The sequence below is a fragment of the Bacillus sp. FSL K6-2971 genome (assembly GCF_038006405.1).
GTDB classification, from domain to species: domain Bacteria; phylum Bacillota; class Bacilli; order Bacillales; family Bacillaceae; genus Bacillus; species Bacillus pumilus.
The window spans coordinates 2,875,577-2,900,535 of sequence record NZ_JBBOVD010000001.1 but is presented as its reverse complement, the minus strand read 5'-3'; the positions used below and the strand labels follow the sequence as shown (position 1 = coordinate 2,900,535).

Sequence of the window (24,959 nt, the reverse complement as noted above, 5' to 3'; positions counted from 1 at the left end):
AACCACGATGTTATCAAAAGATCAATTAAGCGTTGAGGCCCTTTCGCATGAGGTCGAATGTTTAAAAAGAGAAATAGAGAAAAAGAATGATGCTCTTTACTCATTCTCACAGTTTTTCTTAAACGAACTGGATTGGGAGCAGAAACAATTTAAAAGAACTAAATCTGAGTTTCACAGAGGTGGATCAGAAGTCCTGAAAAACCTTGAGAAGCATTATGAATTTGTTTTTATGAAGCGATTGGACGGTGAAAAAGTATGAGTCAGAAACTCAAAAAAGGCGACATGGTAGTCATGCATACATGCGTGGAAGCGGTGCTAAACGAAGGAAGAGTATGGAAGTGTAAAGGTGATGAATTTAATCCAAGCGCACCTGCTGTTTTCCTAGAAGGTTTTTCAGGACACTTCGCTACTGAATTTCTTCAAAAAGTAGACGTGCCTGTCATTGAGTCAGAAATGGACCTATACAACGAGATTCAGAGATTGAAAGGCGAATTAAGAAAGTCTAATAGGAAGAACGAACAGTATTTGAACGAGTGGAAAAAAGCCGAGACACAGGCGAATTTAGCTACGGAGCAACTAGCCGATGTCACCATTGAACTGAAAAACTTACAGCGATCTTTACTAATGGAGGCGGGGAAATAATGAGTCTTTCAATTACTACTTCTTCAAAAATCGAGTTAACTAAAGAACAAGCCAAGGCGGTAGAAGCAGGCGTGAAATATTACGAATCACACGGGATGGAACGTGGCGTTAGATTAAATGGATTGTTTGTATTTGAACATTGGCTAGTAAAAAGAGGCGATACACCGCCGTGGGAACTATTATTCACACCTTTAAATGATGTTGATCCGCATGACTTAATGAGTGCTTTAACAAATGGCTATGTGGTGAAGGAGGAGCAACGATGAGTCTACCAAAACATATCGAGCTTTCACAGACTGTCAAAGCCTGCAAACATCAAGCGATCACGATTCAGGATGCTGCTGTCCATCTTAAAGTGCCGGAAAACGTTGTACCAATGCTGGTGCGTGAAAATGATGACCTTGTAATAGAGGGTAATGTCGTCATGGCTAAAAGGGAATCAAACGGGCCTGTTATTTTCACGCTACTGTTTTTCATGGGGATTATTGCGGTTGCTGGGTTAGTCGGAAACTAGAAAGGGGTGCGATATGGAACTAAATCAAATCATTCAAGGTGATTGCATAAAAGTTGTTCAATCGCTGCCACCGGATACAATTCAAACCGTGATCACAAGCCCGCCTTATTGGGGGTTAAGAGACTACGGCATGACTGAACAAATCGGTTTAGAAGAAACCGTTCAAGAATACATTCAAAAGATCGTCTCTTTATTCAGAGAGATTAAGAGAGTTTTAAAAGATGATGGCACCGTCTGGCTGAATCTAGGTGACGCTTATGCTGGAAGCGGCCGCGGAAGAATTGCGAATGGCCGTACTCATCCAGGTACTGAACATAAACAATCTATTGGTCAAAGAAGCGGCGTTATAAATCTTTCAAACAAAGTAGTCGGATTAAAATCAAAAGATTTAATAGGCTTGCCGTGGCGTGTCGCTTTCGCTCTTCAAGAAGATGGCTGGTACCTGAGAAAAGACATCGTTTGGAATAAACCCAATGCCATGCCGGAGAGTGTGAGGGATAGACCAACAAGCTCACATGAATATATTTTTCTTCTCTCAAAATCACAAAAGTATTACTACGATTATGAAGCAATTAAAGAAGAAGCTGCCTATAAACCGTTTCCGGATCCACCAAGAGGATCACGAGGCGCATTCGGAATGGAACAACAAGGGCGAAGAGAAGACAAGCCCCGTGGTTCATTCAAAGGGAAGTATGGTGACTTAGCATTCAGAGCTATCAGAAATAAGCGGAATAAGCGTTCAGTATGGACCGTTGCAACCAAGCCAACCAAAGACGCTCACTTTGCAACATATCCAGTGGAGCTGATAGAGCCGTGTGTATTAGCTGGCTGCCCTGTTGATGGCATTATATTGGATCCATTCATGGGATCAGGAACAACGGGCATAGCGGCACTCAAGCATAGTAGAAATTTTATCGGAATTGAATTGAATCCTGAATATATAAAGATCGCAAATAAACGCTTAAACGGCGTGCAAATCGAACTGTTGCACCATCTATAAACAGCCTAGCGGCTTAGGAGGAAACGGTATGAGTGAACAAGTGTTAAAAGATTTTGAAACGCTCAGGGAAGCGGTTGATTTTATAAAAGAAGAACTGAAAAAAACGGACGAGCGAAACACAAGAAACCTAAATGTAATTCGAACCTTGGACCCTAGTTCAGCATCAGAAACTATGGAGGAAGGTAACATGCACGATGAATTGTTTCTACTGTATTCGCTCGATGATGGTGATTCTTTCTTCGTCTTTGAATCAGATTATGATTTAGAAAGTTGGCTAGAAAGTGATGCATGGGATGATTGGAACTTATGGGAACGTAAAGATATTGAAGGTTCGTTGAATGAAGAGTTAATGATATGGAAGTTTCATAGAGATATTTGTAAAGAAATGTTTGAGTCTCTTTACAGAGATTCAAAACCATTTATAAACGGATGGTCAAGACAACGCAAACACATTGAATTCCGAGCAGTTCCATCATTCTCGTTAAATTAAATCGAAAAGGGGCCAACTTAAATGAACCTACAAAAAATGTTTGAAATGCAAAAAGAGCTAGATGACCGCATCATCCGAGAAAAAGGGCTGGAAGGTCAAGACCTTCTTCCTAACACATATGTTGCACTTATCACCGAACTAGGCGAATTTGCTAATGAAGGTCGCTGGTTCAAGCATTGGAGTAATATTCAAGAGCCTAAACAACCTGAATACAACTGGATGACATATAGGGATGATCTTGAATGGAAGCCTGAATACGGTTATAAATCCTATCCGTTGCTAGAAGAATATGCGGACTGCCTACACTTCTTCTTATCAATTGCCCTTAAAAAGGGATGGAAAGAGGAGTTAAATGTATCAGAAGAAGCGATTGTGGATTTCAAAGAAGCAGGATTTGACGGAGGGCTTTCAGGAGTTTTCGTGGAGATGCAATGGAGCTTATTGAATTCTCGAATGCTCAAGGATGAAGAAAGTAAAAAACAACACTTCCATATAGCTTGGGGATTGTTCTTGGCGATTGGAGTCGTTGGCTTCGGCTTCACACCTGAACAAATAGAAAAAGCGTACATGGAAAAGAACGCCGTCAATCACAAACGGCAGCAGGAGGGATACTGATGGATATTGTTATCAGATACATTTTCAAGCATCGTTTTTCAGGAAACATTGAGATCAAAAAGTATTCTACTAGTCAACTAGAAGCGCGGGTAGCAAAAAAGCTGTCACCGTGCTTCGATGAAACTGAATACGAATTGATCTCTCGTGATCTATGCGTACCCTTAGAGCAAAAACTAGATGTCTTTGTAGGTGACTTAATCAAAGTTTCTCATTTCGCAGGTGATTATGTGGCTGTTGTGAAATTCGGAAAATATGAACAGGATGGGAGCGGCAATGAGTACGAACCTTCAAAATGTGTAGGTTTTTATGCGGAAGCGGTAAATCCAAAGGCCACTGATGAAGACGGTTTTGAAGTTGTACCTGAATATCTCGTTCAAAACTCAATGATTGAGCTTGATTACTATCAACGTATAGGCAACATCTATCAAAATCCTGATCTATTGGAGGAAGCAGAGTTATGAAGAAAAGAGAAGAACTCAGAGAGTTACTTGAAAACTTGTCTTGCGAAAAAAACCTTTTGGCGCAGCAGAGGATCATTAGAGAAATTTTGAAAATGTTCGACGAGAAGGAGGAAGCACGATGAACGAAAACAACCCGATTATATCATCTGTAATTACAAAGCTACACAAGCAGCAGGAAAAAGGCCTGAAAAAGTACGGGGGTGAGGTCAAAACCTCCTCCTATGATTTGAAAGGCTGGATGAAACACGCTCAAGAAGAGACGCTTGATTTTGCGACATATCTCGAATCTGCAATTCAGCTACTTGAGGAACAGGCTAAAAGCAAAAAAGAAGAAATGAAGTTTTATGAGGTAAACGAGCCGTATTACGCACTGATCAAAGCGAAAAACGATGAAAATGCTATGACAATCTATACTGATGTTGTCGCTGATGATAATGGCGGATTATCAGAAGAAATAACCGAAGTTACAGAAGCATATGCAGCAATCATATACAGCCGAGTAAATGGAGAGGACAACAATGTGATCCCGGTCAAAGAAGTGCTTGAGCATTTAACAAACGAAGAAGAAATGGTGCTGATCATTGACGGGAGCCTACTATGAAATATTCAATTTTGAGTGTTCGTGATGCTTCTAAATATGTTCCAAGAGATCAACTAACGAAATTTTTGGAGCATCTAGTAGAGGTGGAAATGTATATAGAAGAAGGTCGGAAAAAAGATGGAAAAAAGCCTTCTAACAACTATGTGATTATTAATCAAGATGAGCCATATATCCATGAAATAATTGACGTTATGAAAAGAAATGGGCACTGGGAAGGGGAATGAATCATGGGATTAGATTTTACTCATTGCGCTGCACATTGGGCATACAGCGGATTCGGTAATTTTAGAAGAAAGTTAGCAGCATGTATCGGAATGAATTTAGATGATATGCAGGGCTTTGGTGGAGATATACCATTTGAGAACTATGATGATGACATCATTCCATTGCTGGATCATTCAGACTGTGAAGATGACTTACCGCCTGACGTTTGTAAAACTGTTGCTGCTAGATTGCGTCAACTTGTCCGTGATTGGCCGGATGATGATAGAGATAAAATCAACGCTCTCTATCTTGCAGAGGGAATGGAACTAGCGCATCAACAAAATGAACCATTGGAATTTAGATAAGAGGGGGAAAATGATAATGAAAAAACTACTAATCACACTAACTATTATTATTGCGGCGGTGCTTTATGCGCCGTCTGCTGCGGCAGTATGGTCAAACTGGCAAACCGAGGGATATGGTCATCAAGCACGAGTCTTTACCGATGACACCAATTACTATGCAGGAGCAAAAACGGTCGATTGGAGAGCGGAAAAGAAAGGAGCGAGTACGCTTTATTACACCGCTGGCGTTTACAAAAAGCGAAGCGGTGGCGGTTTAACAGATACGAATCTTGTGCAAAGAGGCAGCTTCAAAGCGGCCACGCCTCTAAAGTCGTTTAGTGTTAAAGAAATCCGCAAACGCACTGGCAAAGGAACATACGTGATCCAGCTGGACTGCTACACGGATTCAGCAAAAAAGAAGTATATCGGAACGTTTGAATCAGTTAAATTTAATATCCGATAGGCGGTAGCGGAATGGATGAGAAAAAAGAGTTAGAAAAAATAAAAGAGTCTTACTCAGATTGTGTTGATATGGCACTGTCTGTGGGTGAGACTTTACCCTATTACGATATAGAGGTATCCGATATGGCGTTCCTTATTAGACTGGCTGAAAAGGGTCTGAATAGCGATAGGGAGTTAAGAGGCTTATACGAATGTGTGAAAGTAATGCAGGAAATCAAATTAATATGTGTAAGGGCAAAACATCATTATGTCGAAAAAAAGGACATCGAAGATATTTTGAAATTACTTGAAGGCATAGTATGAGATTGGAGGTAGCGGAATGAAAGCAGAAGAATTGCACAGCTACTACTGTGAAGATTGTGATGAATGGACATACATTGACGAGCTTAATCATCCGGGAAACATCTATTGTGCTCACTGTGGTGAAGCAAATGTGAATATCAGCGCAAAGGATTACGAATTATTGAGATATGCAAGGTCGAAAGTTTTCGAATGACTATAAAAAGCGGCACGAGCCAAAAGGAGAATAAAGTATGAATCCAAGACAAGCATTTAGGAATTTCTTTAAATTTCAGTTAGAGAATGGAGAAGGTCTATCGGAATTAAAGCTTAATGAAAAAGACATAGAGAAATTCATAAACGGCGCGGAAGATGATTCGTTCTTTTACGATAAATTAGATGATTTTTTGAAGGAATTCATTGAGGATCATGGTGATGAATACGGAATCGAATTTAATTAATCAAACAACTAAATAAGTCCAAGACGGAGAGCCTGCGGACACTGATCAACACCTTTTACGGGTGCTGGTTGGTGTCCGTTTTTTATTTGTCTGAAAGGAGAGGCACCATGAAGAAGGAGAAACCAAAAAAACAGCCGCAGAAGCTCACTGACAGAGATTTAAGAGAGTTGATGGGGCAAAACATGCAGAGGTTAAAACGAGCCAAAGGCGGGGCAATGCGCAGAAAATAAAGGGGGGATTATCATGAATCAAACAAGTTTAGACATTCCGCAGATCGACGAGGAAAAAACAAGATTAAAAATGGAAAAAATGATGGAAAAATATAAAATGCTTAGGTTACAAACGCCGGAAGACTTTCTTCCGAAGATCACAACAACATATACCATTACACCGCCTAGTTTTTCCAATCAGTTTCATTCATCGACCGAGGATGCAGCCCTTAAAAAAATGGATTGGGAAATCGAGCGTGATCAATTCATGAAACGGATTCAGCGTGCAATTAATCGCCTTACGCAAAAAGAGCGCCGCATTTTAGTTATGCTCTATATGCAGGATGAAGAAATGTTCGATTACGAGATTTATGTGGACATGGGTCTCAGCCACCGGAACTATTACCGATTCAAAAATAAAGCCTTTTACCGTTTAGCCTTCGCGCTTAGGGAAGAAGTGTACAAGGGGGACAAGTCATGAATTTTGTTCAGCCCATAAGAGACTTTGAAAAGGTGGAGCAAATGAAGGCTTATCTAAAAAGGAAAAACCGAAGGAATTATATATTGTTCATATTGGGGATCAGTACCGGCTTAAGGATATCTGATATCCTTAAGGTCAAAAAAGAAGATTTGCTGAAAACACATCTGATCCTCAGAGAAACAAAAACAAAGAAGCGAAAGAGAATTCGTATACCGCCATCAGTTAGAAATGAATTGATTGCCTATGCTAAGGACCTAAAAGACGGTTCATACGTGATTAAAAGCAGGCAAGGGGAAAATAAAGCAATAGATAGATCTGTGGCATATCGGATTCTTAGAGAAGCGGCTGAACAAGTGAACATTACTGAAATTGGCACGCACACATTAAGGAAGACCTTCGGCTACCATTTCTATAAACAGACAAAGGACGTGGCAATGCTTCAAGAAATATTCAATCATGCCAGCCCAGATATTACATTGAGATACATCGGAATCAACCAAGACAACATGGATTCCGCAATGATGAAGTTTAAGATATAATTTTTTTTAGATATATCTGCACCAAAAAATATCAAAGAGTGCAGTCATTAAAGAAATTCCGAAAAAGGTTTATGTGGCAAGGATTTCAGCGATCCCGTGAGTGCAACACGCTATGTTTTATAATGCAGTCAAATTTACTCAGGAGGAAGATGATAAGCATGAACATTGAACAGGCAAGAAATCGAATTAGAGAATTGGAGAATTTCATAGAGATGGTGGAGAATTACAATGCCGATACGTTCGAAAAAGAAGCGGTTAAACTCTATGTGTTGAATGAAAGCGTCAGCAAGGTTGCGGATGAACTTAACGATAAAGGGTACAGAGTTGGGAATAGGAAAGTGATTGGTAAAGATGTTTCTGATATCCTTAGAAGTAAAGCCGAAGATGATTTGCACGCTTTGGCCAATAAAATGTTTAGTAGGAATAAAAATAAAGCTTCTAGGAGGTGGTGAATAAAATGATTAAAGCTATCACAAAAGGTAATTAATTTAAGAGCGGCTTCCATTGCGGAGGTCGCTTTTTTGATTGGCATGAAAATGGCACATTTTTGGCACGATCTTGGCACAGCATTTTGTCTGAGAGCGGTTATAATGGTATTAGGTGATAAATTGAGAGCGGCTTCCATTGTGGAGGTCGCTTTTTTATATGGAGGTGTTAGCTGTGGTAGAAGTAACTGTAATTTCTATGGAGCGACACATGAAAGAAGAAGTTGAGGAGTTATATCGAGGAGCAGATTTACTCATACCGTTTAAGAGTGTTCCTTATGTCGTTGTGAATGCTGAAATTAAACACAAGGGCAATATGATTAAATCAGAGTATACATTCCTTGATGCCGAGGATATGTCTTTCAAGGAAGCGCAAGAGCGCATAATTGATATGCTGATGAATGGTCTTGCTGATTGAATCTGCGTAATAAAGACAGGAGGTAACAGTATGAGCGACAAAAATAAAACAACCCCTGCGGCAACAGACAAAGGTGTAGGGGGTAGTGCTGCAGTCAAAAAGTGGGTTGCACAGGCTATAAGCATCACTGGAATTTCTCCATCCTATGCAAAAGCATTAGAAACCATTGCCATGAAGGAATCAAGCGGAAACCTGACGGTTGATGATGAACGAATGCAAGCTGAACAGCTTTTGAATGATATTAATTCTGGAAATATCTCAATTAACGAAGCAAGGTCTGTTCTAGGTTTGCCACCGTTAGCGAATATAGAAGCTAATCTAAAATATATTGCTTTTCAAAAAGAAGAAAAGAGAATGACGAATAAGAACATTATTGTTTATTCAAAAAAAGATGGCGTCAACAGACTATTACCTATTGACACCAACGATTTGATTTCTTTGACAAAAATCGTTGAAAAGAATTATCCGACAGAGAAAGATTTTATCTATGCCTTAGTGCAAGGTGTAGAGATTAAATTATTCTAAGCGAGTGAAATAAATTACAGGAGGTAATGGTATGACAATAGAACCGCCTTTAGGTGTTATTCCTAAGTGGATACATGATGAACGTAGAGTCGAAGATCTAGCGGCAGCTATTGAACGAAGAATATCAGCAAGATCAGAAATTCCCCTTGAGTGGTTTGAAGAGTATAACAACCTCATCAAGCATCAAGTGAAGAAATAAATGTGAAGCGCCTTTCCATTGGATAGGTGCTTTTTATATGGAGGAGTTATCTGTGGTAGAACTCTTAATCTTAAAAGGATGTTCAAAGCAATGCACAAGGACTTTCATTGTAGGGAAAACTACAAGGCATGCAAGAGCGCTATGGCAAGATTTAAAAAAGAAATTTCCACAGTATAAATACCCGCGCTATGTTTCTAGGGATGCAGCAATGTTAGACGGGGTGAATCCTAGCGAAACAATTTTAATTTTACTGCCGGGCTATTATCGAAATCCAATAATCAACTGCTATGAATTTCAATGGTTAAAGGAGAATGCTATTGAAGTAATTCATATCAATGAGGAGGAAATCAAATGAAAATATTAGTTATTAAAACGAATTGTATACTAGATCAGGGGACAAAGGAGAACATTAGAGAAGAAGCTATGAAAGCAGCACAGACTGGTATTATGATTCTTGATGGGGGAATGTGTTTGGATGTTATTGAAGTAGACAAGTCAACTCTATTAGATGAAAAGAGAATTGCAGCGAGTTTTGAACAAGCAATGAAAAAAGTTAGGGAAATGACGGTAGATGGAAAATATGTTCCGTACGAAGAACGCAAAATTGATAAAGATGATCTAGTTTGGGACAAAGAACGAGGGGTCTACATTCTCCAAAAAGGTAATATGAAATGAATGATGTTTTGTGCGAGAAATGCCAAACATATTATGCTGTGGAAGTGAGAGAGATAAAAGAAGCGAAAGGAATTGTAGTTCAATTCTTTCTTTGTCCTCATTGCGGAAACGTAAATATTGTTTCTGTAACGAATAAAGTCATACGTCAGAAATTGCGAGAATTGAGGAAGGCGCGCACCTTTTATGAACAAGCAACGACACATAGAAGCGCACAACGGCGTTTTGAAAAGTATACACAGTTACATGAAAGTGTCAAACGTCTTATGCTGCCTTTAATTGATAAAGTAAAACAACAATATAGTTAATTAGCATCCTTCGGGGTGCTTTTTATTTTGGGGAGGGACACAACGTGGACAACTCACTCAGGGAACTAATCATCAACACAGCAATTGGACACGCAATAAGGACAGACCAATTGTATAACGGTCTTAAAGCCCTTAATAAAAGGGGATGCATATGGGCGGATGGGGAGATCATCAGGGGGTTAGGGATGCTTGGGTCTTATGGTGTGAGGGATAGGCAAGCTATAGACAGCCTCCTACATGTCAGCCAGACTCTGTCCTATGAAGCAGCTCGATCCTATCTAGCATCATATCAAAAAGAGTACAGGGAGTTTTATGCCGTACAGAAAGTAGGGCATCTCCATGCCTTTGTTTTGTTTGCAATGATAGATCAGTGGGAAGCTGGTGAATCCAATGCCACCTAAACCATTGAGAGAGTGTAAGGTGCGAGGGTGCAGAGATTTAACAAGGGATGGTTATTGTCCTGCTCATGCTGATGGCAAGCAGCAGGAAGCGAAGTATTACAACAATCATGTTCGAGATAAACAATCAACAAGTTTTTATAAATCAAGAGAATGGAAACAGACAAGACAACTTGTTCTAATGAGAGACAATTACCTTTGTCAAAGCTGTTTAAAACAAAATCGTGTCGTACCTGCTGACATGGTTCATCACAAGATCGAACTTAAACAAGATTGGGGCAAGCGATTAGACCTAAACAACCTTGAAAGCTTGTGTAATAGCTGTCACAACAAGGTTCATGGTAAGCGAGGGTCATAGGTACCCCCCGGCGTTAAATCCCTAGAAAACGGCTTTGTGAAGATCGGTGAGCCGTCGTCTGCAAACAAACACCGCTTTTCAAAGTTTCCAAAAACACGAAAAACCCCCTCGGTGAAAATACCGAGAGGGCTTGGTATGACTGGTTTTGTTGTTAATTCGATCATAGCATGATTATGCTCAAAAACAAGCATAAATTTCAAAAATTTGAAACGGAATGAGGTGAAAAATATGCCGAGACCTGCAAAATCCGCAACGCTTCAATTGATACAAGGTAACCCAAACAAGAAAAATACTAACGAATTGGAAATGCGTGCTGAGCAAGAACAGAAAATGAAAATGCGATCAAACAATATCAAACCTCCATCCTGGTTAGATAAGGTTGCAAAAAAGGAATTTAAACGGATTGCCGAGCTATTAAAGGAAGTGGACATTATAACGGAGGCAGACATCAGCATGTTGGCCGCCTATTGTAATGCCTATTCTCAATATATTTCTATTACCAAGGTGATAGAGGAAGATGGACTCATGGTTCATAAAGATGGATTTGATGAGGACGGAAATCCAATTGAATTGATTGGAGAAGAACACCCATTATTGAAAAGACAAAAGAACTTCTTTGATCAAATGAAGTCAGCTGCAAATGATTTTGGTCTTACTCCATCAGCCCGCGCAAAACTAGCGATCACCAAAACGCAGGAGATTCGGGAAAAGACGGCTGCTGAGAAGGAGTTTGATAACGTGTGACAATTAAGCAGTTTATGATTGATTACTCAAATGATGTTCTACAAGGGGAAATTGTAGCTTGCCAAAAACACATTTGGGCTTGTCAACGTTTTTTGAATGATGTTGAACGAGAAGGAACAGAAGAGTTTCCGTATGTATTCGATGAAGAAAAAGCACGCAGATTTCTTTTTTGGATGACTCAATTTAAACATACCAAAGGGCCATTAGCAGGCGAGAATATTGATCCTGATCCTATTCAGATTTTTATTTTTGGCAATGTCTATGGATGGGTCCACAAAGATACTGACACTCGCCGTTTTACAACTGTATATTGGCAAGTTGGCCGTAAAAATGCAAAGACTCAAAGTTTAGCAACTGTTGGGTCTTATGAAGCAATGGCGCTTGGAGAAAGTATGTCGGAAGTGTATATAGGTGCCACCAAAAAAGAGCAGGCCAAGATTTGCTGGAAAGAAATAAATGCTCAAATTGAGGGTAGCGATCTTCTCAATAAACCATCAAAAAAATATAAGGTAGCATATGGGACAATTGAACATATTAAAACAAAATCAATTATCACACCACTTGCAAAAGATGCCGGGAAAACAGGAGATGGATTTAATCCCCAATGTGGAATTATTGATGAATATCATGCTCACCCAACATCAGAAATATATGATGTTATTGAATCGGGTATGGGAGCAAGATCACAACCTTTAATGGTAATTATCACAACTGCTGGACCTGAATTGAATAATCCTGCTTACCGTGTCGAGTACAATTTTGCTTCTCGTCTTTTAGATCCAAATATGGTAGAGAAAAATGACCATTACTTTGCAATGATTAATGAGTTAGATGCAGATGATGATATTAAAGACGAGAGTAAATGGGAAAAAGCGAATCCGATACTTGCAAAACACGAGTTTGGCATAAATTATTTAAGACGGCGTTTGGAAATGGCTTTGAATGTACCGGAAAAAATGCGTGATTTCCTCACCAAAAATATGGATATTTGGGTGAACATGCGATCAAACGGATATATGGATATGCAAGCATGGTCTGATTGCGGGTTGAGTGAGGGTCTACCAGATTTAAAAGGTAAGGAATGTTATGCAGGGATTGACCTATCAAAACGTATTGATTTAACAGCCGCCAGTTTTGAATTTCCACTCGAAAATGGGATGTATTATGTTACAGCGCATGGCTTTATGCCAGAAGATACGTTTCATGAAAGGATGAAAACTGACAAGGTACCGTATGATTTGTGGGTCAAAAAAGGTTGGCTAACTCTTACTGATGGTGCTGTCGTTGACTATGACTATATTCGTGCGTACATCAAAAGAATGGAAATAGAAAAAGGGTGGAAAATCAAAGAGATTGGATATGATCCATATAACGCAACGCAATTTGCGCAACAAATGGAAGCTGATGGATATGTCATGATCGAGATTAGGCAAGGGGTGCAAACCTTATCTGAGCCGACCAAAGATTTACGTGAGAAAGCTAAATCGCGAAAATTAATCCATGACAACAATGATCTATTAACGTGGGCGATGGGGAATGCCGTCACGAAGATTGACGCGCAGGAGAATATCATGCTTGATAAATCAAAATCGTCACAACGTATTGATCCAGCAGCTGCACTTATAAACGCTCATGTGAGAGCCAGTCAAGTAAATCAGCATTTTGACTTAAATGAATATATCCAGTCTGGCCAATTTAGTTTTTAGAAGGAGAGCTGTTGAATGAAAGAGTGGTCAAAATACTTAGAGGATGTTTTTCTTATACTTGGAATGGTTTTAATTGCAATTGCATGTTTTAGAATATCAGTAAACACCGGGCTTTTTGTCTCAGGTGTTTTTTTCGTTTCCACTGCTTTTTTAATTAGCAGAATCACCCTGAATCAAAATAAAGAAGATGAAATAGATAGGGGTGAATGAATTTGTTATTACGAGGACGACCGAAGATTGAAAATCGTGTAGCGGAAGAAGATAGCGGGTCTCTATTGAATCCTGCTAAGTGGTTTCGAAACATATTTGCTGGTGTTGAAACGTCATCAGGGGAGCATGTCTCTTCTGAAAATGCGATTTTACATCCAGATGTGTACGCTTGTGTGAAAGTGCTTGCCGAAGATGCAGCCAAACTCCCTATAAAATTATTTCAGAGCAAAGAAGGAAGCGTAAAGACTATTCAAAACGACATTAGCAGGATGATTTTGCATAAGGTAAACCCGTATATGACCAGTTTTACGTGGAAAGCTCTTGTCATGTTAAGAATGGCAACCTGGGGGAACAGCTACAATCGTCTTGTCTATAATAGTGATGGTGATGTCAAAGCGATTTACCCACTTAATCCCGAGTCAACAAATACAAATATTGACCCGGATACGGGGAAAGTTTGGTACTCAACTACGATCAATGGAAAGTATATTGAACTGCACTATCATGAAGTCCTGCACTTCAAAAACCTATCTTTAGATGGCATCGTAGGTCAAACACCTATATCTGTTATTCGAGATAATATTGGATCAAATAGGGCAGCCACAAAATTCAATGCTAAGTTTTACAAAAATGGTGGGGCACCGTTTGGTGTCATCAAAACACCGTCTTTGTTGAATAGAGAGAGTAAGAAGGTTCTTAGAGATGATTGGGAAGAAGTCAACGCAGGTCAATCCATTGCGGTACTTGATGCGGGTCTTGATTATTCACAAGTAACAATGCCTATGAAAGATGCTCAATTTATTGAATCTATGAAATGGAATCGTCAGCAAATAGCCTCCATCTATAAAGTGCCACCTCATAAAATTGGGGAATTGGACCGGGCGACCTTTTCGAATATCGAGTCACAGTCTTTGGATTACGTGAAAACAACCTTGCAGCCTATTGTGACAAATATTGAACAAGAATTGAACGATAAAATCCTTACTCCTGCTCAATTAAAAGAAGGCTTTTATTTTAAATTCAATTTGGAAACAGAATTACGTGGAGACAGTAAAACAAGAGCTGAATTTTACGAAGTCATGCAGCGTGTAGGAGCATTCACTATTAATAAAATCCTAGAAAAAGAGGATATGACAGGTATTGGAGAAATCGGAGATGAGCATTTTGGCAATTTGAATCTAGTTCCCCTTTCAATCATGAAAGAATATCAATTAAGCAGGGTGAGTAATAAGACTCTGGAAGGGGGTGATAGAGATGAAGAAAAAGAAGAAGTATTGGAACATGAAACCACTGAATGATGTTTCTGCAGAAATAACTTTGTATGGTTCTATTACTGGAGAAGGTTGGTTTAGTGAAAGTTCTTCTAAAGCATTTCAAGCAGATTTGAAAGATTTGGGCGAAGTCGCTGAAATTGATCTTTATATTAATTCACCGGGTGGTGATGTATTTGAGGGACAAGCAATTCACTCGATGCTGCAGCGGCATAAAGCGAAGATCAACGTTTATGTCGATGCGTTAGCAGGAAGCATAGCTTCTGTCATTGCAATGGCTGGCGACACTATCACGATGCCGAGTAATTCAATGATGATGATCCATAACCCTTACATGGGTATGATCGGTAATGCAGCGGAATTTAGAAAAGCTGCAGAAGACTTGGACAAAATCACTGATAGCATTGTTTCAACCTATTTGGCAAAGGCAGGAGAGAAACTAGAAGAATCGACCTTGCGCGACCTTTTAGATAATGAAACATGGTTAACAGCTGATGAGGCGTTGCAATATGGGTTAGCTGATGCAGTCACCGAGGAGAAAAACGTTGCAGCTCAGATAGATGAGAACATTGTTTCTCAGTTCAAAAATATACCTGCTAAGATCGTTGCAAAACTATCCAAAGAACCTGAAAGCAATCAAGAGAACATCATAAACTTGAAACAACAACAGAATGCCATACATGCAGCACTCCTAGAAATTTAGGGGTGTTTTTTTATGGGAAATTTGAGGAGGAAACCATTTTGAAAAAATCAAAAACACAGAACAAATTGCTACGCCTGCCTATCCAATTCTTCGCTAAGGAAGGTATGACAGTAAAAGAAAGAGAACTACGCCAATCTTTAGCGGAAAAACGTGATATGATCATGGCCCTAAATGATGAGGGCAAGGTTGATGAAGCGAAAACTATGCTTGCTGAGGCGCAGGTTTTGAAAGAACAAATTCAAAACTATGAAGAAATGCGAAATATGTACGTTGATTACGGTGATGAGGATCAGCAGGATGATCAGGGTGTTAAATCGCAGGTTGTTTCAAACGATGTCAGCGGTAAACAAGTATTAAATCATACAGAATTATTTGCTGATGCCATCATGAAAGGTAAGGCACCAAAACCATTGGCTGCAATGAAAGAGTCTGTGGATGAAGATGGAGGCTTAATTGTACCAGAAGACATCACCACAAAGATCAACGAAAGACGACGTCAATTTGATACGCTGGCTAATCTGGTTGATGTTATTCCAGTTGGCACAAATAAAGGTGCAAGAACGCTTGAGAAAAATGCTGATATGCAGCCTCTGGTCGACATTGATGAATTAGAAGATATTGAAGAATTGGAAAATCCAAAGTTTGAGAGAATTAAATACGACATTAAAAATCGAGCTGGTATTTTAGTTCTTTCAAATGATCTATTGAGTGATACGAGGGAAGCCCTCATGCAATTCTTAGTCAATTGGTTGGGAAAAAAATCAGCTGTTACACGCAACGTGAACATCTTGAAAGTATTGAACAAATTAGACAAAAAAGCTGTTTCCACCACAGATGACATTAAAGACATTACAAATGTACAGCTCGATCCAGCTATCAATGAAACTTCTGTATTTGTCACAAACCAGTCAGGATTTAACTATCTTGATAAGTTAAAAGACAACCAAGGAAGATACCTTTTACAGCCAGATCCAACAAACAAAACAAAAAAACTATTATTTGAAAAAACTGTACATGTGATTTCAAATAAATATCTTCCAAATGGCGGTAAAACAAAACCTAAATATCCTCTGATTATTGGTGATTTGCGTGAAGCAGTAAAACTTTTCGACCGTCAGCAGTATTCCATCCGATCTACTGATGTAGGTGGAAAAGCGTTTTATAGAAACTCAACAGATGTACGAGTTATCCAAAGGGATGATGTTGTGCTATGGGATGAAGAAGCTGTCGTGTTTGCTGAATTTACTGGAATTGAAGTCATTGATGAAAAGCCACCTGAAACTGATGATGATAAAGCTGTAGACGCTGGAAAATAAACAAAAAATGAAAGGAATTGATCTAACATGGCAAAAGATTTTTTGAATGAAAGTAATGGAGTATACACATCTGCAGAGGAGGGGGTAGACGGTAAGCCTATCACGCCTGTTTATGTAAAAGGAAACAGTGAAGAAAATCCTCTTATTGTTAAGGGATTAAAAGGTGATCCTGGTGAACAAGGTCCTCAAGGTCCTCAAGGTCCAAAAGGTGAAAAAGGGGATCAAGGAGAGCAGGGGCCGAAAGGTGATAAGGGTGACGCAGCAGTATTAGAGTCTGGCTCTATTAAAAATGAACATCTAAGTGATGGCTCAGTAAATTCCCGGACGATCGGCAAAGGCAGCGTTATGTTGGAAAATCTCAATTCTGCTGTAAAAGACTTGATCACCGAATTGCAAAATAGAGTCGAAGCTTTAGAAAACCCAAAATCTGATTAAAGGTGATGCCAAATGACTGAGGCAGAACAAAAAGAGCTTGAAAAAGCCAAAAAATACCTCCGCATTGATGGTGATGCGGAGGATGATTTGATTTTACATTTTATCGCTGCAGCAAAAGAGTACATCAGCTCTGCAACGGGTCTGAAATTTCCTAATAATTTAGCACGAGCAGAACTGGCCGTTATGTCTTTTGTGACTCACTGGTATGAGAATAGGCAAATATCCGGAACGACATCAAATCTTGATGGTGTGCTCACAACAATGGTCAATCAACTCAAATACTTGGTTGTGGATGGTGAAAAAGATGCTGAATGACATGAGACATCGCATCCAGTTTCAGCAGAAAAAAGAAAAGACTCGTTTACCTGTCGATGGTGACAACGGTTGGGAAACCGTGGTTGAATGCTGGGCCAAAGCAGAGGGATTAAAAGGTGCTGAATATTATGCGGCAGCTGCTATCCAAAAAGAACATACAATCAAGTTCACCATTCGCCACCGGGAAGACATTGACGAACATATGAGGATCTTATTCAAAGGGAAAACCTACGAAATTGAGTCTATATTACCGAATCATTCAAGGCTTCATTTCCTCACAGTTAGGGCAAAGGCGGTGAAGTGATGTTTAATTTACAAATCGATGGCTTAGAGGAATTAGAAAACGCCATTGGCAACATGCAAAGAAAGGTCAGCAAGATGCATAAAGAAGCTCTTACAGCTGGCGCAACAGTCATAAAAGATGAACTTCACCCAAACACACCAAGGTCCGACAAAGCACAGAAACACATGCAAGATGATCTTAATATTACGCGGCTTCGTACTGATGGAGACGGGATAAAATACGTCGCGGTTGGTTGGCCGAAATCTAAGTCGAGGAAGGATACTCAATGGAGAATCCATTTCCCTGAATTCGGTACATTACATCAGCCTGCGCAAAAATTCTTTACAAGAACTGTTGATGCAAAATGGGATGAGGCTATACGAAGAGTAGCAGATAAATATCGACAGGCGCTGAGTAAACTATGATCAATCAAAATTTAATAAGGCGTGCAGATACTTGCAAGAATGCCATTTTTGAAGCGTTGGAGAATGATCCAGCGCTTTTGTCTTTAATAGACAAAGGTGACATCTATGAGCTTGCAGTCCCAGAGGGTACAAAGTCGAGTCCGCCGTATGTTGTGCTGCAAGAAATCAACTACAAACCGATCAAATGGGCTGATAACAGGCCCATACAAGATAGTGCAACCTATCAAATAGATGTTTATCACAATGCCGATCCGCAACCCATCATGGCTGCAATCGGGGATGTGATGGAACGTTTAGATTTTGCGCCCACTATACCCATCAATGACTTTTTAGAGAAAGAGAGATTGATAAGAAAAGGGTATCGTTTTGAAAAAAATATAATACTAGGAGGCTAACTATGGCTGAGTACAGTTCAGTAACTGGTTTGGAAAATGTTCAGTTTGCACCACTGCAAAAGAAAGGGAAATTCTTTGTGCCTACTGAAATTTTAAAATACGAATATGCAATCAATATGAAGGTGGAAACTGAAACATCAACCGAAAAGCAGTACGCAGATAACAAACTGGTTGATTTAGTGGTTTCAACTGGTTCCACTAAGCTTGAAATTGAAATGCGGGATCTGCCTATGGAAATTCTTGCGAAGCTGCTAGGAATCGAACAGGACAAAAACGGGTTGTACTTGTTCAAAAAGAACATTACCCCACCATGGGTCGCAATGACGTTTGAAGGTCCAAAAGCAAACGGGAAGTCTCGTCATGTCGGTTTAGTAAAAGGGCGTTTTTCTCTTCCAGGCGATGAGTGGAAGACAAAAGAAGATAAGACAGATTTCCAAACCATTAAACTGTCTGCGGAATTTGTTGATCGTGAGCAGGACGATCTTTTTAAAGTGGTCACAGATGAAGATGCAGAAAACTTTAATCTTGATGCCTTTTATAAATCAGTTTTTGGTGATGCATACAAAGACGAAACAGAAAAAAGCAGCAGTGTTGATATTGGAAAAGGTGCTTAGAGGGCTGATAAGCTCTCTTTTTTAATTGGAAAATAAAAAATAAGGGGGAGTCACTATGACTCAGAAAAGAATCACTATCAAATTATGGTCTGATGCAGAACAAAAAGAAAAAACCTATGTAGCGCCACGCACAAGTGCTAAAACACTTCTAGATGCTTTGCGTTTGAATAAAAAGGCCGAGGATACCGCAGAGGACTTGGAAAAAAGCATCAAAGTATTAGAAGAACAGATTAAATTCATGGTTGATATTTTTGGAAAACAGTTTACTTATGATGAATTTGCCGAAGGATTACAGTCATTTGAAATTTCTGCTGAAATCAGTCGCGTGTTGGCCGAAGTAGTTGGTTATAAAAAAATTGATGAAGAAGATCCCGATTTTTTGCAACCGACGGAGACTGGAGCTACGAGCGAGCAATAAACCAAATGCAGAATATTTATAAACAGCTCCTAGAACAGGGATGGAGAATGAAAGAAATTGATGAAATGGATATTTATCATTTCTTAGAATTGAACGCTGAATCAAGAAAAAATAAAGAAGTTACGATTGATCAAATATTCTAAGTCTTGAAATCTTCGTCAGGAAAGCGGGGTGATACATAAATGACTCAAGCAATTGGCAATATGGTCGCTAAGGTCAATCTGGATGATTCGGGTTTTAATAGAGGTATAACAGGGCTTCAAAGGCAATTGAGATTGACCAACTCTGAAATGAAGGCATCTGCGGCCATTTATAAAAATACTGGTGATAAATCAAAGCAATTACAATCGCAAGTAGAGGGACTTAACAACAAATATCGCCTTCAAGGTCGAATTGTTCAGGAACATCGAAAACGATATGAACAGCTTGTGAGAGAAAAGGGCCGTGATGCGCGAGAAACACAAATACATGCCCGCAAACTGAATGACTCCATCGCTGTTCATCAAAAGCTAGAAAAAGAATTGCGAGATGTATCTAAAGAATTTGAGCATTTGCAAAGCACCGGCAATAAAGCAGCTGGTGTTTTTTCTGTTTTTAAGAAGAACGCTGGAGAAGTATCAGAAGAGTTACAATCTGTCTACTCTGCTGCGGGAATGGCAGGGAAGGCATTAACAGGTATCGGTGTAGCAGGCACCGTCGCAATAGGTGGAGCTGTTAAAGTGGCCGCAGACTTTGAAAAGGCTATGAGCAGGGTCGGTGCTGTGGCGAATGCATCGAATGACGAGATGGGCCGTCTCACAGAAACGGCGCGTCATTTGGGGGCTACGACACAATTTACAGACGGACAAGTTGCCGAAGGAATGCAATACCTTGCAATGGCTGGTTATAAGACAAATAACATCATTGGTGCTATGCCGGGCTTGCTTGCTACTGCGGCAGCAGGGCAAACAGATTTAGGTGTAACAGCAGATATTGTATCTGACATCTTAACGGAATTTCACATTGCTGCAGAAGATACAAACCGTGTGGCGGACGCCATGACCTACACGTTCACCAACTCAAACGCCACGCTTCAACAGATTGGACAAACAATGAAATACGCGGGGCCAGCAGCAAAAACTGCGGGTGTCAGCATGGAGGAGTTAGCGGCCGCAACAGGTATCATGGCGAACAGTGGAATCAAGGCAGATATGGCAGGTACCGCATTACGATCCACATTAACGAGGCTTGCAGCACCTCCGAAGCCAGCAGGTAACGCGATACATGAACTTGGCCTTAGTGTTACTGATGCCAGTGGCCGTATGCGACCATTGTCAAATATCATTGATCAGATCAATGATAAAACGAAAAATTATACAGAAACCGAGAAAATCCGAATCGCAAAACAATTGGCTGGTCAACATGCCTTATCTGGTTTTATCACTTTGCTTCATGCAGGCGGTGATAAGATCGACAAGTTCACTAAGCAGATTGAAAACAGTGGCGGTGTGGCTGAAAAAGTGGCAAAAGGTCAAATGGACAACCTTGCGGGGTCAATGGAGTACCTGCGTTCTGCAGCAAATAACGCAGTCATTTCATTGGGTAATCAGTTTATACCAGTGATCCGCGCCACTACAGATGGATTAACAAAGATCGTTAACTGGTTTGATCATTTGCCTCCTTCTGTTATGCAAACAATTGCCGTTACTGGTGCAGCCGTAACAGCTTTCAGCCTTTTAGGTGGGGCTTCATTATTGTTGTTGAGTGCCATTCCTAGGATGGCCGAAGGATGGAGAGTGCTTAGAACTGCTGGGACGTATCTGACAGGCACTGTCAGAGGATCATCAACAAGTCTTGGAGTATACACGACACAAGTTACTGCAGCTGGGGTTGCTTCGCGAACTGCTGCAACTGGTATCAACACAGCTGCAGCATCAACGGCCGTTATGTCCACTCGTATGGGACGTTTACAACAAAACACTGGTTTAGCGACTACACGCATGGGCCGTCTAAATCAAACGGCCACAAGAACATCAAGGACAATGCGTGGACTTGGCGGCGCGTCTCGAATTGCTGGCGGTGGTTTAATGATGTTTGGTGGGCCTATGGGTATGATTGGAGGTCTTGCTCTCTCTTTTCTTCCTGAGATACTCAAATTCGGTAAAGGTATAGTCATGGCGGGGGTAAACGCAGTAAAAGGTGCAGGAGGATTTTTGAAACTTGCAAAGGGCGGTTTTGGCCTGTTTAACATCCTAAAAAAAGGCGCAGGTGTTGTGAGTTTGCTTAGAGGCGGCTTATCGTTGCTTGGTGGTCCTGTAGGTCTTTTAATAACGGGAGTCACGCTTCTTGGTGAAGCAGGGTTTAAATATTATGACAACCTTGAAAAACGAGTCTTACCAGCAACAATTGATTTTGGCGATAAAGTGTCTGAATCCACTTCGAAAGCTGTAAATGCTTATTCGGAGATGGAGACAAAAGCCAATGCCAAATTAAATAGCCTTTATCTCAATCAAACGAAGATAACGGATAAGATAGCTGACAACTTGAATAAACGATTCTCAAAAATGGCTGACACTATAAAAAAAGGCTATCAAGATAGTGCTGACAAATCCCTTGACGTTTTAGGTGATTTCTATTCGAAGAACAATTCTCTAAAAAAGAAAGATGAGGAAAATATTCTCAATAAAATTAAAACGGGCAATGAGAAGAAGCAGAAGCAAATAGAAAAATACGAGAGCCGAGTCAAAAAAATATATGACAAAGCAGCAAAAGAACATCGTTCTCTCACCCAAAAAGAATGGGATGAGGTCAAAGGCATCACCCAAAAGATGAGTAAAGAAGTCGAAACGGCTCTTACAAAAAGCAAGGATGAGCAAACGCTCATTTCTAAAAAGCTAAAAGAAGAGTCGTCTACTTTGTCGGCCAAACAAGCAGCCGCGACAGTTAAAAATAGTAAATCAGCAAAAGACAAAGTTATTAGTAATGCTGAAAAACAATACAATGCAGTTGTGAAAGCTGCAGATGACCAGTATTACGTCAAAGGTACTATTACCAAAAAGGAACATGATGCTACGGTAAAGGCAGCGGAAAAACAAAAAGAAAAAACAATAAATGAAGCTGAAAAAAGTCATAAGGGCGTTGTAAAAGAAGCGAAAAAACAGGCTGCAGGACATATCGAGCAAGTTGATTGGGAGACTGGTGAAGTTCTCGGCGCTTGGGATACGTTTCTTGTGGATTTAGCAGGTGTGGTCAATACCATTACTGGTGGTATTAATAAAGTTCTTGAATTCATGAACTTAAAAACTATCCCAACTTGGAAACCTAAAGGATATGGGGGCAAAAAGGATGGAGCAAAGCATTCTTACGCCAAAGGAACTGACTATCATCCGGGTGGCCGCGCGCTTGTAGGTGAGGAAGGATATGAGCTTGCTCATACTCCGGGTATTGGAACATATATGGTCGGCGTTGGTGGCCCTCAAATTTGGGATTTACCTCGCGGAACATCGGTACTGCCACATGACGAGACCAAAAAAGTCACTTCACAGGGATTACCGGGTTATGCTGGCGGCGTTGGTGATTTCTTTAAAAAAGGTGTTAAAAAAGCTGGTGAAGTAGTCGGCAAGGTGAAAGATTTTGGATCAGATATGTTTGATCTTGTGATGGCTGGTCCAAAGAAAATTATCAGCAATATATTTGGTGGTCTTATCCCGTTTAAAACTGGTAAAGGAATAGATGGTCTTGGAACAGGTATTTTAAAGACGATCCAAAAAGGTGCTTTGGGGTTTCTAACGAAATCATTAGGTGATTTTGGAGGGGACGGAGGGTCATTCAAAGGTGTAGGTGGTAGTGCTGCGGTCAAAAAGTGGGTTGCACAAGCTATCGGTATCACAGGCATTTCCCCATCCTATGCAAAAGCATTAGAAACCATTGCCATGAAGGAATCAAGCGGAAACCCGACATTAGTTAACAGATGGGATAGTAACTGGAAAGCAGGACACCCATCACAAGGGCTTATGCAGTTTATACCAAGTACATTTTCTGCATACAAAAAGCCCGGATACGGAAACATCAAACATCCAGTTCATCAAATTGTTGCCGCGATTAACTATTTAAACAAAAGATACGGCGGAATATACAATCACCCGGGTCTTAAATCTATGGCGCGCGGTGGCCCTTACATCGGTTATGCATCTGGTGGTGTCATTGACAATCATCAAATTGCGCAACTGGGAGAAAACGGCTGGCGAGAATATGCGATCACGACGGAGCCTAAGTATCGTAAACGCTCTTTACAGTTATACTCTAATCTCGGTAAAGAGCTTGGAGTGCCTAGTTTTGGGGATGGTATGATCTCCACGGCTTTACAGATGCTTGACCGTATTAGTAACAAAGGAGACAAGCCTCAGAGCAGGCAGCAAGACGGATCTGACATGAGACAGATGATTGAGAATCAAAACAAGCAAATTGGTCTGATGGCTCAACAAATAGACCTGCTGTCTCAAGGATTAATGATGATGCAGAAGGGGTTTGAACAATTAATTGCGAAGGACCCTAACTTCAAAATTGATGGGCGTAAAGTTGATCAAACCACTGGAGACAGATACAGAAAAGAAGCATTTATGAGTGGGGTGAGGTAGATGGAATTGTATATTGATTTTAACAATGGACTGGGTGAGCAAAGCCTAAATGACTTGCTTCCTCATTTTCAACCGTTGAGTCTGACACCTGCCTCACCAATTGTTGAATTTGAGAAAGTGACATTACAGAGAGTGAATGGAATCATTTTGCCACAGCATCCACGGGACGTACAGTACAAAGAGAGATCAATTCAAGTTGAAATATACATGAACTCTAGAATCGCTGAGAATTTTTATAGTTATAGAAGTGAGCTTTATGCTTTATTGGTTAAACCATACCCTTATTTTATTTCTTGTGATTTATTCCCTAATAGGCGCTTTCGAGTTACTTGTGAGGGGAACTTTTCAGTGCCGAAAGAAAAAGAAAAGAATCACGTTGTGTTTACTGTAGAATTTACGGATGTTTTAGGGGCAGCAGAATCAAAAAGTACATCACTAAATCCTCAAGCATTCGAGGGTGAGCGATGGAGTCCCGGAATGAATATTGAGATGCGTGATGACCTAGAGTATTCATTCAAGAATAAAAAAACGTTCAGCATATATAACATTGGAGATTTTAGTATTAACCCACTTTGTCATGATTACCAAGTCACGTTGAAAGCTAAAGGAAAAGGTGTGACTATCATCAATCATACGACAGGTGAGCGTTTGAAAATTGAAGATGAATTATCTAATTCAAGGGAAGTTTCTTTTGTGAAACAGTACACCATTGCGAACAAGAAGCGTCTAAAGACATCTGGTAGGCTTCCCTCACTTGATATTGGACGTAACGACTTTGAAATACAAAACGCAAGCGAAATTGAAATTGTTTTCGACACGAGATTCTATTATGCATAAGGAGGG

The 24,959-nt window shown here is 40.1% G+C and carries 44 protein-coding genes; all 44 read left to right on the top strand.

Translation table 11 applies throughout. From position 1 onward, the window contains the following. Nucleotides 1-7: 7 nt before the first annotated feature. The 44 genes from MHI33_RS15535 (at nt 8) to MHI33_RS15320 (ending at nt 24,953) form a co-directional block, all read left to right on the top strand. Nucleotides 8-259, top strand: a complete 252-nt coding sequence (locus tag MHI33_RS15535) for a hypothetical protein (RefSeq protein WP_340912406.1) — start codon at nt 8-10, stop codon at nt 257-259. Next, on the top strand, nt 256-642 hold the full coding sequence (locus MHI33_RS15530; protein WP_340912403.1) for a hypothetical protein: 387 nt from the start codon (nt 256-258) through the stop codon (nt 640-642). Before MHI33_RS15535 ends, MHI33_RS15530 begins: the two co-directional genes overlap by 4 nt. Continuing rightward, entirely contained in the window at nt 642-908 is a 267-nt protein-coding gene (locus tag MHI33_RS15525; RefSeq protein WP_340912400.1) for a hypothetical protein, read from the top strand. The genes MHI33_RS15530 and MHI33_RS15525 overlap by 1 nt, the downstream gene beginning before the upstream one ends. Beyond that, on the top strand, nt 905-1,156 hold the full coding sequence (locus MHI33_RS15520; RefSeq protein WP_340912398.1) for a hypothetical protein: 252 nt from the start codon (nt 905-907) through the stop codon (nt 1,154-1,156). The genes MHI33_RS15525 and MHI33_RS15520 overlap by 4 nt, the downstream gene beginning before the upstream one ends. Nucleotides 1,157-1,169: 13 nt before the next feature. After that, nucleotides 1,170-2,156 (top strand): DNA-methyltransferase, encoded by a 987-nt coding sequence (locus MHI33_RS15515; protein WP_340912395.1) that lies wholly within the window; start codon nt 1,170-1,172, stop codon nt 2,154-2,156. A gap of 28 nt (nt 2,157-2,184) precedes the next feature. Further along, complete coding sequence (locus MHI33_RS15510) at nt 2,185-2,646, top strand: hypothetical protein (RefSeq protein ID WP_340912392.1); 462 nt, start codon at nt 2,185-2,187, stop codon at nt 2,644-2,646. 21 nt (nt 2,647-2,667) lie between these two features. Beyond that, nucleotides 2,668-3,261, top strand: coding sequence for a dUTP diphosphatase (locus MHI33_RS15505; protein WP_340912389.1), 594 nt, complete (start codon nt 2,668-2,670; stop codon nt 3,259-3,261). Further along, on the top strand, nt 3,261-3,722 hold the full coding sequence (locus MHI33_RS15500) for a hypothetical protein (RefSeq protein WP_340912387.1): 462 nt from the start codon (nt 3,261-3,263) through the stop codon (nt 3,720-3,722). Before MHI33_RS15505 ends, MHI33_RS15500 begins: the two co-directional genes overlap by 1 nt. Next, complete coding sequence (locus MHI33_RS15495; RefSeq protein WP_260857004.1) at nt 3,719-3,844, top strand: hypothetical protein; 126 nt, start codon at nt 3,719-3,721, stop codon at nt 3,842-3,844. The genes MHI33_RS15500 and MHI33_RS15495 overlap by 4 nt, the downstream gene beginning before the upstream one ends. Beyond that, the gene (locus MHI33_RS15490; RefSeq protein WP_340912383.1) at nt 3,841-4,323 is read left to right on the top strand and encodes a hypothetical protein; all 483 of its coding nucleotides are present in this window, start codon (nt 3,841-3,843) and stop codon (nt 4,321-4,323) included. Before MHI33_RS15495 ends, MHI33_RS15490 begins: the two co-directional genes overlap by 4 nt. Beyond that, nucleotides 4,320-4,547, top strand: a complete 228-nt coding sequence (locus tag MHI33_RS15485; RefSeq protein ID WP_268452757.1) for a hypothetical protein — start codon at nt 4,320-4,322, stop codon at nt 4,545-4,547. The genes MHI33_RS15490 and MHI33_RS15485 overlap by 4 nt, the downstream gene beginning before the upstream one ends. A gap of 3 nt (nt 4,548-4,550) precedes the next feature. Further along, complete coding sequence (locus tag MHI33_RS15480) at nt 4,551-4,892, top strand: hypothetical protein (protein WP_268452759.1); 342 nt, start codon at nt 4,551-4,553, stop codon at nt 4,890-4,892. A 16-nt stretch (nt 4,893-4,908) separates the two neighbouring features. Then, on the top strand, nt 4,909-5,334 hold the full coding sequence (locus MHI33_RS15475; RefSeq protein ID WP_340912380.1) for a hypothetical protein: 426 nt from the start codon (nt 4,909-4,911) through the stop codon (nt 5,332-5,334). Between the two features lie 11 nt (nt 5,335-5,345). Beyond that, on the top strand, nt 5,346-5,636 hold the full coding sequence (locus tag MHI33_RS15470) for a hypothetical protein (protein ID WP_319610316.1): 291 nt from the start codon (nt 5,346-5,348) through the stop codon (nt 5,634-5,636). Between the two features lie 16 nt (nt 5,637-5,652). Continuing rightward, the gene (locus MHI33_RS15465; protein WP_268456086.1) at nt 5,653-5,829 is read left to right on the top strand and encodes a hypothetical protein; all 177 of its coding nucleotides are present in this window, start codon (nt 5,653-5,655) and stop codon (nt 5,827-5,829) included. Nucleotides 5,830-5,866: 37 nt separating this feature from the next. After that, a complete protein-coding gene (locus MHI33_RS15460; RefSeq protein ID WP_217012874.1) occupies nt 5,867-6,073 on the top strand; it encodes a hypothetical protein in 207 nt (68 codons plus the stop codon). 107 nt (nt 6,074-6,180) lie between these two features. Beyond that, nucleotides 6,181-6,303, top strand: coding sequence for a hypothetical protein (locus tag MHI33_RS15455; protein ID WP_017358206.1), 123 nt, complete (start codon nt 6,181-6,183; stop codon nt 6,301-6,303). Nucleotides 6,304-6,316: 13 nt separating this feature from the next. Next, entirely contained in the window at nt 6,317-6,763 is a 447-nt protein-coding gene (locus MHI33_RS15450; RefSeq protein ID WP_340912374.1) for an ArpU family phage packaging/lysis transcriptional regulator, read from the top strand. Then, nucleotides 6,760-7,302 (top strand): site-specific integrase, encoded by a 543-nt coding sequence (locus MHI33_RS15445; protein ID WP_340912372.1) that lies wholly within the window; start codon nt 6,760-6,762, stop codon nt 7,300-7,302. Before MHI33_RS15450 ends, MHI33_RS15445 begins: the two co-directional genes overlap by 4 nt. Before the next feature lie 158 nt (nt 7,303-7,460). Then, entirely contained in the window at nt 7,461-7,754 is a 294-nt protein-coding gene (locus tag MHI33_RS15440; protein ID WP_268507825.1) for a hypothetical protein, read from the top strand. A 208-nt stretch (nt 7,755-7,962) separates the two neighbouring features. Then, entirely contained in the window at nt 7,963-8,205 is a 243-nt protein-coding gene (locus tag MHI33_RS15435) for a hypothetical protein (protein ID WP_340912370.1), read from the top strand. Nucleotides 8,206-8,235: 30 nt separating this feature from the next. Continuing rightward, complete coding sequence (locus MHI33_RS15430; RefSeq protein WP_340912369.1) at nt 8,236-8,730, top strand: hypothetical protein; 495 nt, start codon at nt 8,236-8,238, stop codon at nt 8,728-8,730. Nucleotides 8,731-8,761: 31 nt separating this feature from the next. Then, nucleotides 8,762-8,929, top strand: a complete 168-nt coding sequence (locus MHI33_RS15425) for a hypothetical protein (protein WP_340912367.1) — start codon at nt 8,762-8,764, stop codon at nt 8,927-8,929. Nucleotides 8,930-8,966: 37 nt separating this feature from the next. Beyond that, entirely contained in the window at nt 8,967-9,284 is a 318-nt protein-coding gene (locus tag MHI33_RS15420) for a hypothetical protein (RefSeq protein WP_065098259.1), read from the top strand. Further along, on the top strand, nt 9,281-9,604 hold the full coding sequence (locus MHI33_RS15415; protein ID WP_340912364.1) for a hypothetical protein: 324 nt from the start codon (nt 9,281-9,283) through the stop codon (nt 9,602-9,604). The genes MHI33_RS15420 and MHI33_RS15415 overlap by 4 nt, the downstream gene beginning before the upstream one ends. Then, nucleotides 9,601-9,909, top strand: a complete 309-nt coding sequence (locus MHI33_RS15410; RefSeq protein ID WP_340912362.1) for a transglycosylase — start codon at nt 9,601-9,603, stop codon at nt 9,907-9,909. Before MHI33_RS15415 ends, MHI33_RS15410 begins: the two co-directional genes overlap by 4 nt. A 44-nt stretch (nt 9,910-9,953) precedes the next feature. After that, the gene (locus tag MHI33_RS15405) at nt 9,954-10,310 is read left to right on the top strand and encodes a hypothetical protein (protein WP_340912359.1); all 357 of its coding nucleotides are present in this window, start codon (nt 9,954-9,956) and stop codon (nt 10,308-10,310) included. After that, entirely contained in the window at nt 10,300-10,665 is a 366-nt protein-coding gene (locus MHI33_RS15400) for an HNH endonuclease (protein ID WP_340912356.1), read from the top strand. Before MHI33_RS15405 ends, MHI33_RS15400 begins: the two co-directional genes overlap by 11 nt. Before the next feature lie 228 nt (nt 10,666-10,893). Then, complete coding sequence (locus MHI33_RS15395) at nt 10,894-11,409, top strand: phage terminase small subunit P27 family (protein ID WP_003216465.1); 516 nt, start codon at nt 10,894-10,896, stop codon at nt 11,407-11,409. Nucleotides 11,410-11,423: 14 nt separating this feature from the next. Continuing rightward, the gene (locus tag MHI33_RS15390; RefSeq protein ID WP_340913853.1) at nt 11,424-13,115 is read left to right on the top strand and encodes a terminase large subunit; all 1,692 of its coding nucleotides are present in this window, start codon (nt 11,424-11,426) and stop codon (nt 13,113-13,115) included. A gap of 15 nt (nt 13,116-13,130) precedes the next feature. Next, a complete protein-coding gene (locus MHI33_RS15385) occupies nt 13,131-13,325 on the top strand; it encodes a DUF1056 domain-containing protein (protein ID WP_144626667.1) in 195 nt (64 codons plus the stop codon). Between the two features lie 2 nt (nt 13,326-13,327). Beyond that, the gene (locus tag MHI33_RS15380; protein ID WP_340912350.1) at nt 13,328-14,623 is read left to right on the top strand and encodes a phage portal protein; all 1,296 of its coding nucleotides are present in this window, start codon (nt 13,328-13,330) and stop codon (nt 14,621-14,623) included. Next, nucleotides 14,580-15,299: a head maturation protease, ClpP-related gene (locus MHI33_RS15375; protein WP_319610305.1), complete on the top strand. Its 720-nt coding sequence runs from the start codon at nt 14,580-14,582 to the stop codon at nt 15,297-15,299. The genes MHI33_RS15380 and MHI33_RS15375 overlap by 44 nt, the downstream gene beginning before the upstream one ends. A gap of 38 nt (nt 15,300-15,337) precedes the next feature. After that, nucleotides 15,338-16,615 carry a phage major capsid protein gene (locus MHI33_RS15370; protein ID WP_340912344.1) on the top strand — a complete coding sequence of 426 codons (1,278 nt, stop codon included), beginning with the start codon at nt 15,338-15,340 and terminating at the stop codon, nt 16,613-16,615. 27 nt (nt 16,616-16,642) lie between these two features. Then, a complete protein-coding gene (locus MHI33_RS15365) occupies nt 16,643-17,050 on the top strand; it encodes a collagen-like protein (protein WP_340912341.1) in 408 nt (135 codons plus the stop codon). Between the two features lie 12 nt (nt 17,051-17,062). After that, complete coding sequence (locus MHI33_RS15360; protein ID WP_217012940.1) at nt 17,063-17,365, top strand: head-tail connector protein; 303 nt, start codon at nt 17,063-17,065, stop codon at nt 17,363-17,365. Further along, nucleotides 17,355-17,669 carry a phage head closure protein gene (locus MHI33_RS15355; RefSeq protein ID WP_017358187.1) on the top strand — a complete coding sequence of 105 codons (315 nt, stop codon included), beginning with the start codon at nt 17,355-17,357 and terminating at the stop codon, nt 17,667-17,669. Before MHI33_RS15360 ends, MHI33_RS15355 begins: the two co-directional genes overlap by 11 nt. Next, nucleotides 17,669-18,073, top strand: coding sequence for an HK97-gp10 family putative phage morphogenesis protein (locus tag MHI33_RS15350; RefSeq protein WP_340912336.1), 405 nt, complete (start codon nt 17,669-17,671; stop codon nt 18,071-18,073). The genes MHI33_RS15355 and MHI33_RS15350 overlap by 1 nt, the downstream gene beginning before the upstream one ends. Further along, on the top strand, nt 18,070-18,468 hold the full coding sequence (gene gp17, locus MHI33_RS15345) for a tail completion protein gp17 (protein ID WP_065098249.1): 399 nt from the start codon (nt 18,070-18,072) through the stop codon (nt 18,466-18,468). The genes MHI33_RS15350 and gp17 overlap by 4 nt, the downstream gene beginning before the upstream one ends. Nucleotides 18,469-18,470: 2 nt before the next feature. Continuing rightward, nucleotides 18,471-19,082 (top strand): major tail protein, encoded by a 612-nt coding sequence (locus MHI33_RS15340; RefSeq protein ID WP_340912332.1) that lies wholly within the window; start codon nt 18,471-18,473, stop codon nt 19,080-19,082. A 55-nt stretch (nt 19,083-19,137) separates the two neighbouring features. Then, nucleotides 19,138-19,500, top strand: a complete 363-nt coding sequence (gene gpG, locus MHI33_RS15335; protein WP_017358183.1) for a phage tail assembly chaperone G — start codon at nt 19,138-19,140, stop codon at nt 19,498-19,500. A gap of 5 nt (nt 19,501-19,505) precedes the next feature. Continuing rightward, nucleotides 19,506-19,643 carry a hypothetical protein gene (locus MHI33_RS15330; RefSeq protein WP_173407663.1) on the top strand — a complete coding sequence of 46 codons (138 nt, stop codon included), beginning with the start codon at nt 19,506-19,508 and terminating at the stop codon, nt 19,641-19,643. A 39-nt stretch (nt 19,644-19,682) separates the two neighbouring features. Continuing rightward, complete coding sequence (locus MHI33_RS15325; RefSeq protein WP_340912323.1) at nt 19,683-24,116, top strand: phage tail tape measure protein; 4,434 nt, start codon at nt 19,683-19,685, stop codon at nt 24,114-24,116. Continuing rightward, entirely contained in the window at nt 24,117-24,953 is an 837-nt protein-coding gene (locus MHI33_RS15320) for a phage tail domain-containing protein (protein WP_340912321.1), read from the top strand. Nucleotides 24,954-24,959 lie beyond the last annotated feature (6 nt).

Bases quoted from the DNA above. Each gene is read 5' to 3' on its own strand.
- MHI33_RS15535 (WP_340912406.1), top strand. From the start codon at position 8: ATGTTATCAAAAGATCAATTAAGCGTTGAGGCCCTTTCGCATGAGGTC.
- MHI33_RS15530 (WP_340912403.1), top strand. From the start codon at position 256: ATGAGTCAGAAACTCAAAAAAGGCGACATGGTAGTCATGCATACATGC.
- MHI33_RS15525 (WP_340912400.1), top strand. From the start codon at position 642: ATGAGTCTTTCAATTACTACTTCTTCAAAAATCGAGTTAACTAAAGAA.
- MHI33_RS15520 (WP_340912398.1), top strand. From the start codon at position 905: ATGAGTCTACCAAAACATATCGAGCTTTCACAGACTGTCAAAGCCTGC.
- MHI33_RS15515 (WP_340912395.1), top strand. From the start codon at position 1,170: ATGGAACTAAATCAAATCATTCAAGGTGATTGCATAAAAGTTGTTCAA.
- MHI33_RS15510 (WP_340912392.1), top strand. From the start codon at position 2,185: ATGAGTGAACAAGTGTTAAAAGATTTTGAAACGCTCAGGGAAGCGGTT.
- MHI33_RS15505 (WP_340912389.1), top strand. From the start codon at position 2,668: ATGAACCTACAAAAAATGTTTGAAATGCAAAAAGAGCTAGATGACCGC.
- MHI33_RS15500 (WP_340912387.1), top strand. From the start codon at position 3,261: ATGGATATTGTTATCAGATACATTTTCAAGCATCGTTTTTCAGGAAAC.
- MHI33_RS15495 (WP_260857004.1), top strand. From the start codon at position 3,719: ATGAAGAAAAGAGAAGAACTCAGAGAGTTACTTGAAAACTTGTCTTGC.
- MHI33_RS15490 (WP_340912383.1), top strand. From the start codon at position 3,841: ATGAACGAAAACAACCCGATTATATCATCTGTAATTACAAAGCTACAC.
- MHI33_RS15485 (WP_268452757.1), top strand. From the start codon at position 4,320: ATGAAATATTCAATTTTGAGTGTTCGTGATGCTTCTAAATATGTTCCA.
- MHI33_RS15480 (WP_268452759.1), top strand. From the start codon at position 4,551: ATGGGATTAGATTTTACTCATTGCGCTGCACATTGGGCATACAGCGGA.
- MHI33_RS15475 (WP_340912380.1), top strand. From the start codon at position 4,909: ATGAAAAAACTACTAATCACACTAACTATTATTATTGCGGCGGTGCTT.
- MHI33_RS15470 (WP_319610316.1), top strand. From the start codon at position 5,346: ATGGATGAGAAAAAAGAGTTAGAAAAAATAAAAGAGTCTTACTCAGAT.
- MHI33_RS15465 (WP_268456086.1), top strand. From the start codon at position 5,653: ATGAAAGCAGAAGAATTGCACAGCTACTACTGTGAAGATTGTGATGAA.
- MHI33_RS15460 (WP_217012874.1), top strand. From the start codon at position 5,867: ATGAATCCAAGACAAGCATTTAGGAATTTCTTTAAATTTCAGTTAGAG.
- MHI33_RS15455 (WP_017358206.1), top strand. From the start codon at position 6,181: ATGAAGAAGGAGAAACCAAAAAAACAGCCGCAGAAGCTCACTGACAGA.
- MHI33_RS15450 (WP_340912374.1), top strand. From the start codon at position 6,317: ATGAATCAAACAAGTTTAGACATTCCGCAGATCGACGAGGAAAAAACA.
- MHI33_RS15445 (WP_340912372.1), top strand. From the start codon at position 6,760: ATGAATTTTGTTCAGCCCATAAGAGACTTTGAAAAGGTGGAGCAAATG.
- MHI33_RS15440 (WP_268507825.1), top strand. From the start codon at position 7,461: ATGAACATTGAACAGGCAAGAAATCGAATTAGAGAATTGGAGAATTTC.
- MHI33_RS15430 (WP_340912369.1), top strand. From the start codon at position 8,236: ATGAGCGACAAAAATAAAACAACCCCTGCGGCAACAGACAAAGGTGTA.
- MHI33_RS15425 (WP_340912367.1), top strand. From the start codon at position 8,762: ATGACAATAGAACCGCCTTTAGGTGTTATTCCTAAGTGGATACATGAT.
- MHI33_RS15420 (WP_065098259.1), top strand. From the start codon at position 8,967: ATGGAGGAGTTATCTGTGGTAGAACTCTTAATCTTAAAAGGATGTTCA.
- MHI33_RS15415 (WP_340912364.1), top strand. From the start codon at position 9,281: ATGAAAATATTAGTTATTAAAACGAATTGTATACTAGATCAGGGGACA.
- MHI33_RS15410 (WP_340912362.1), top strand. From the start codon at position 9,601: ATGAATGATGTTTTGTGCGAGAAATGCCAAACATATTATGCTGTGGAA.
- MHI33_RS15400 (WP_340912356.1), top strand. From the start codon at position 10,300: ATGCCACCTAAACCATTGAGAGAGTGTAAGGTGCGAGGGTGCAGAGAT.
- MHI33_RS15395 (WP_003216465.1), top strand. From the start codon at position 10,894: ATGCCGAGACCTGCAAAATCCGCAACGCTTCAATTGATACAAGGTAAC.
- MHI33_RS15390 (WP_340913853.1), top strand. From the start codon at position 11,424: ATGATTGATTACTCAAATGATGTTCTACAAGGGGAAATTGTAGCTTGC.
- MHI33_RS15385 (WP_144626667.1), top strand. From the start codon at position 13,131: ATGAAAGAGTGGTCAAAATACTTAGAGGATGTTTTTCTTATACTTGGA.
- MHI33_RS15375 (WP_319610305.1), top strand. From the start codon at position 14,580: ATGAAGAAAAAGAAGAAGTATTGGAACATGAAACCACTGAATGATGTT.
- MHI33_RS15365 (WP_340912341.1), top strand. From the start codon at position 16,643: ATGGCAAAAGATTTTTTGAATGAAAGTAATGGAGTATACACATCTGCA.
- MHI33_RS15360 (WP_217012940.1), top strand. From the start codon at position 17,063: ATGACTGAGGCAGAACAAAAAGAGCTTGAAAAAGCCAAAAAATACCTC.
- MHI33_RS15355 (WP_017358187.1), top strand. From the start codon at position 17,355: ATGCTGAATGACATGAGACATCGCATCCAGTTTCAGCAGAAAAAAGAA.
- MHI33_RS15350 (WP_340912336.1), top strand. From the start codon at position 17,669: ATGTTTAATTTACAAATCGATGGCTTAGAGGAATTAGAAAACGCCATT.
- gp17 (WP_065098249.1), top strand. From the start codon at position 18,070: ATGATCAATCAAAATTTAATAAGGCGTGCAGATACTTGCAAGAATGCC.
- MHI33_RS15340 (WP_340912332.1), top strand. From the start codon at position 18,471: ATGGCTGAGTACAGTTCAGTAACTGGTTTGGAAAATGTTCAGTTTGCA.
- gpG (WP_017358183.1), top strand. From the start codon at position 19,138: ATGACTCAGAAAAGAATCACTATCAAATTATGGTCTGATGCAGAACAA.
- MHI33_RS15330 (WP_173407663.1), top strand. From the start codon at position 19,506: ATGCAGAATATTTATAAACAGCTCCTAGAACAGGGATGGAGAATGAAA.
- MHI33_RS15325 (WP_340912323.1), top strand. From the start codon at position 19,683: ATGACTCAAGCAATTGGCAATATGGTCGCTAAGGTCAATCTGGATGAT.
- MHI33_RS15320 (WP_340912321.1), top strand. From the start codon at position 24,117: ATGGAATTGTATATTGATTTTAACAATGGACTGGGTGAGCAAAGCCTA.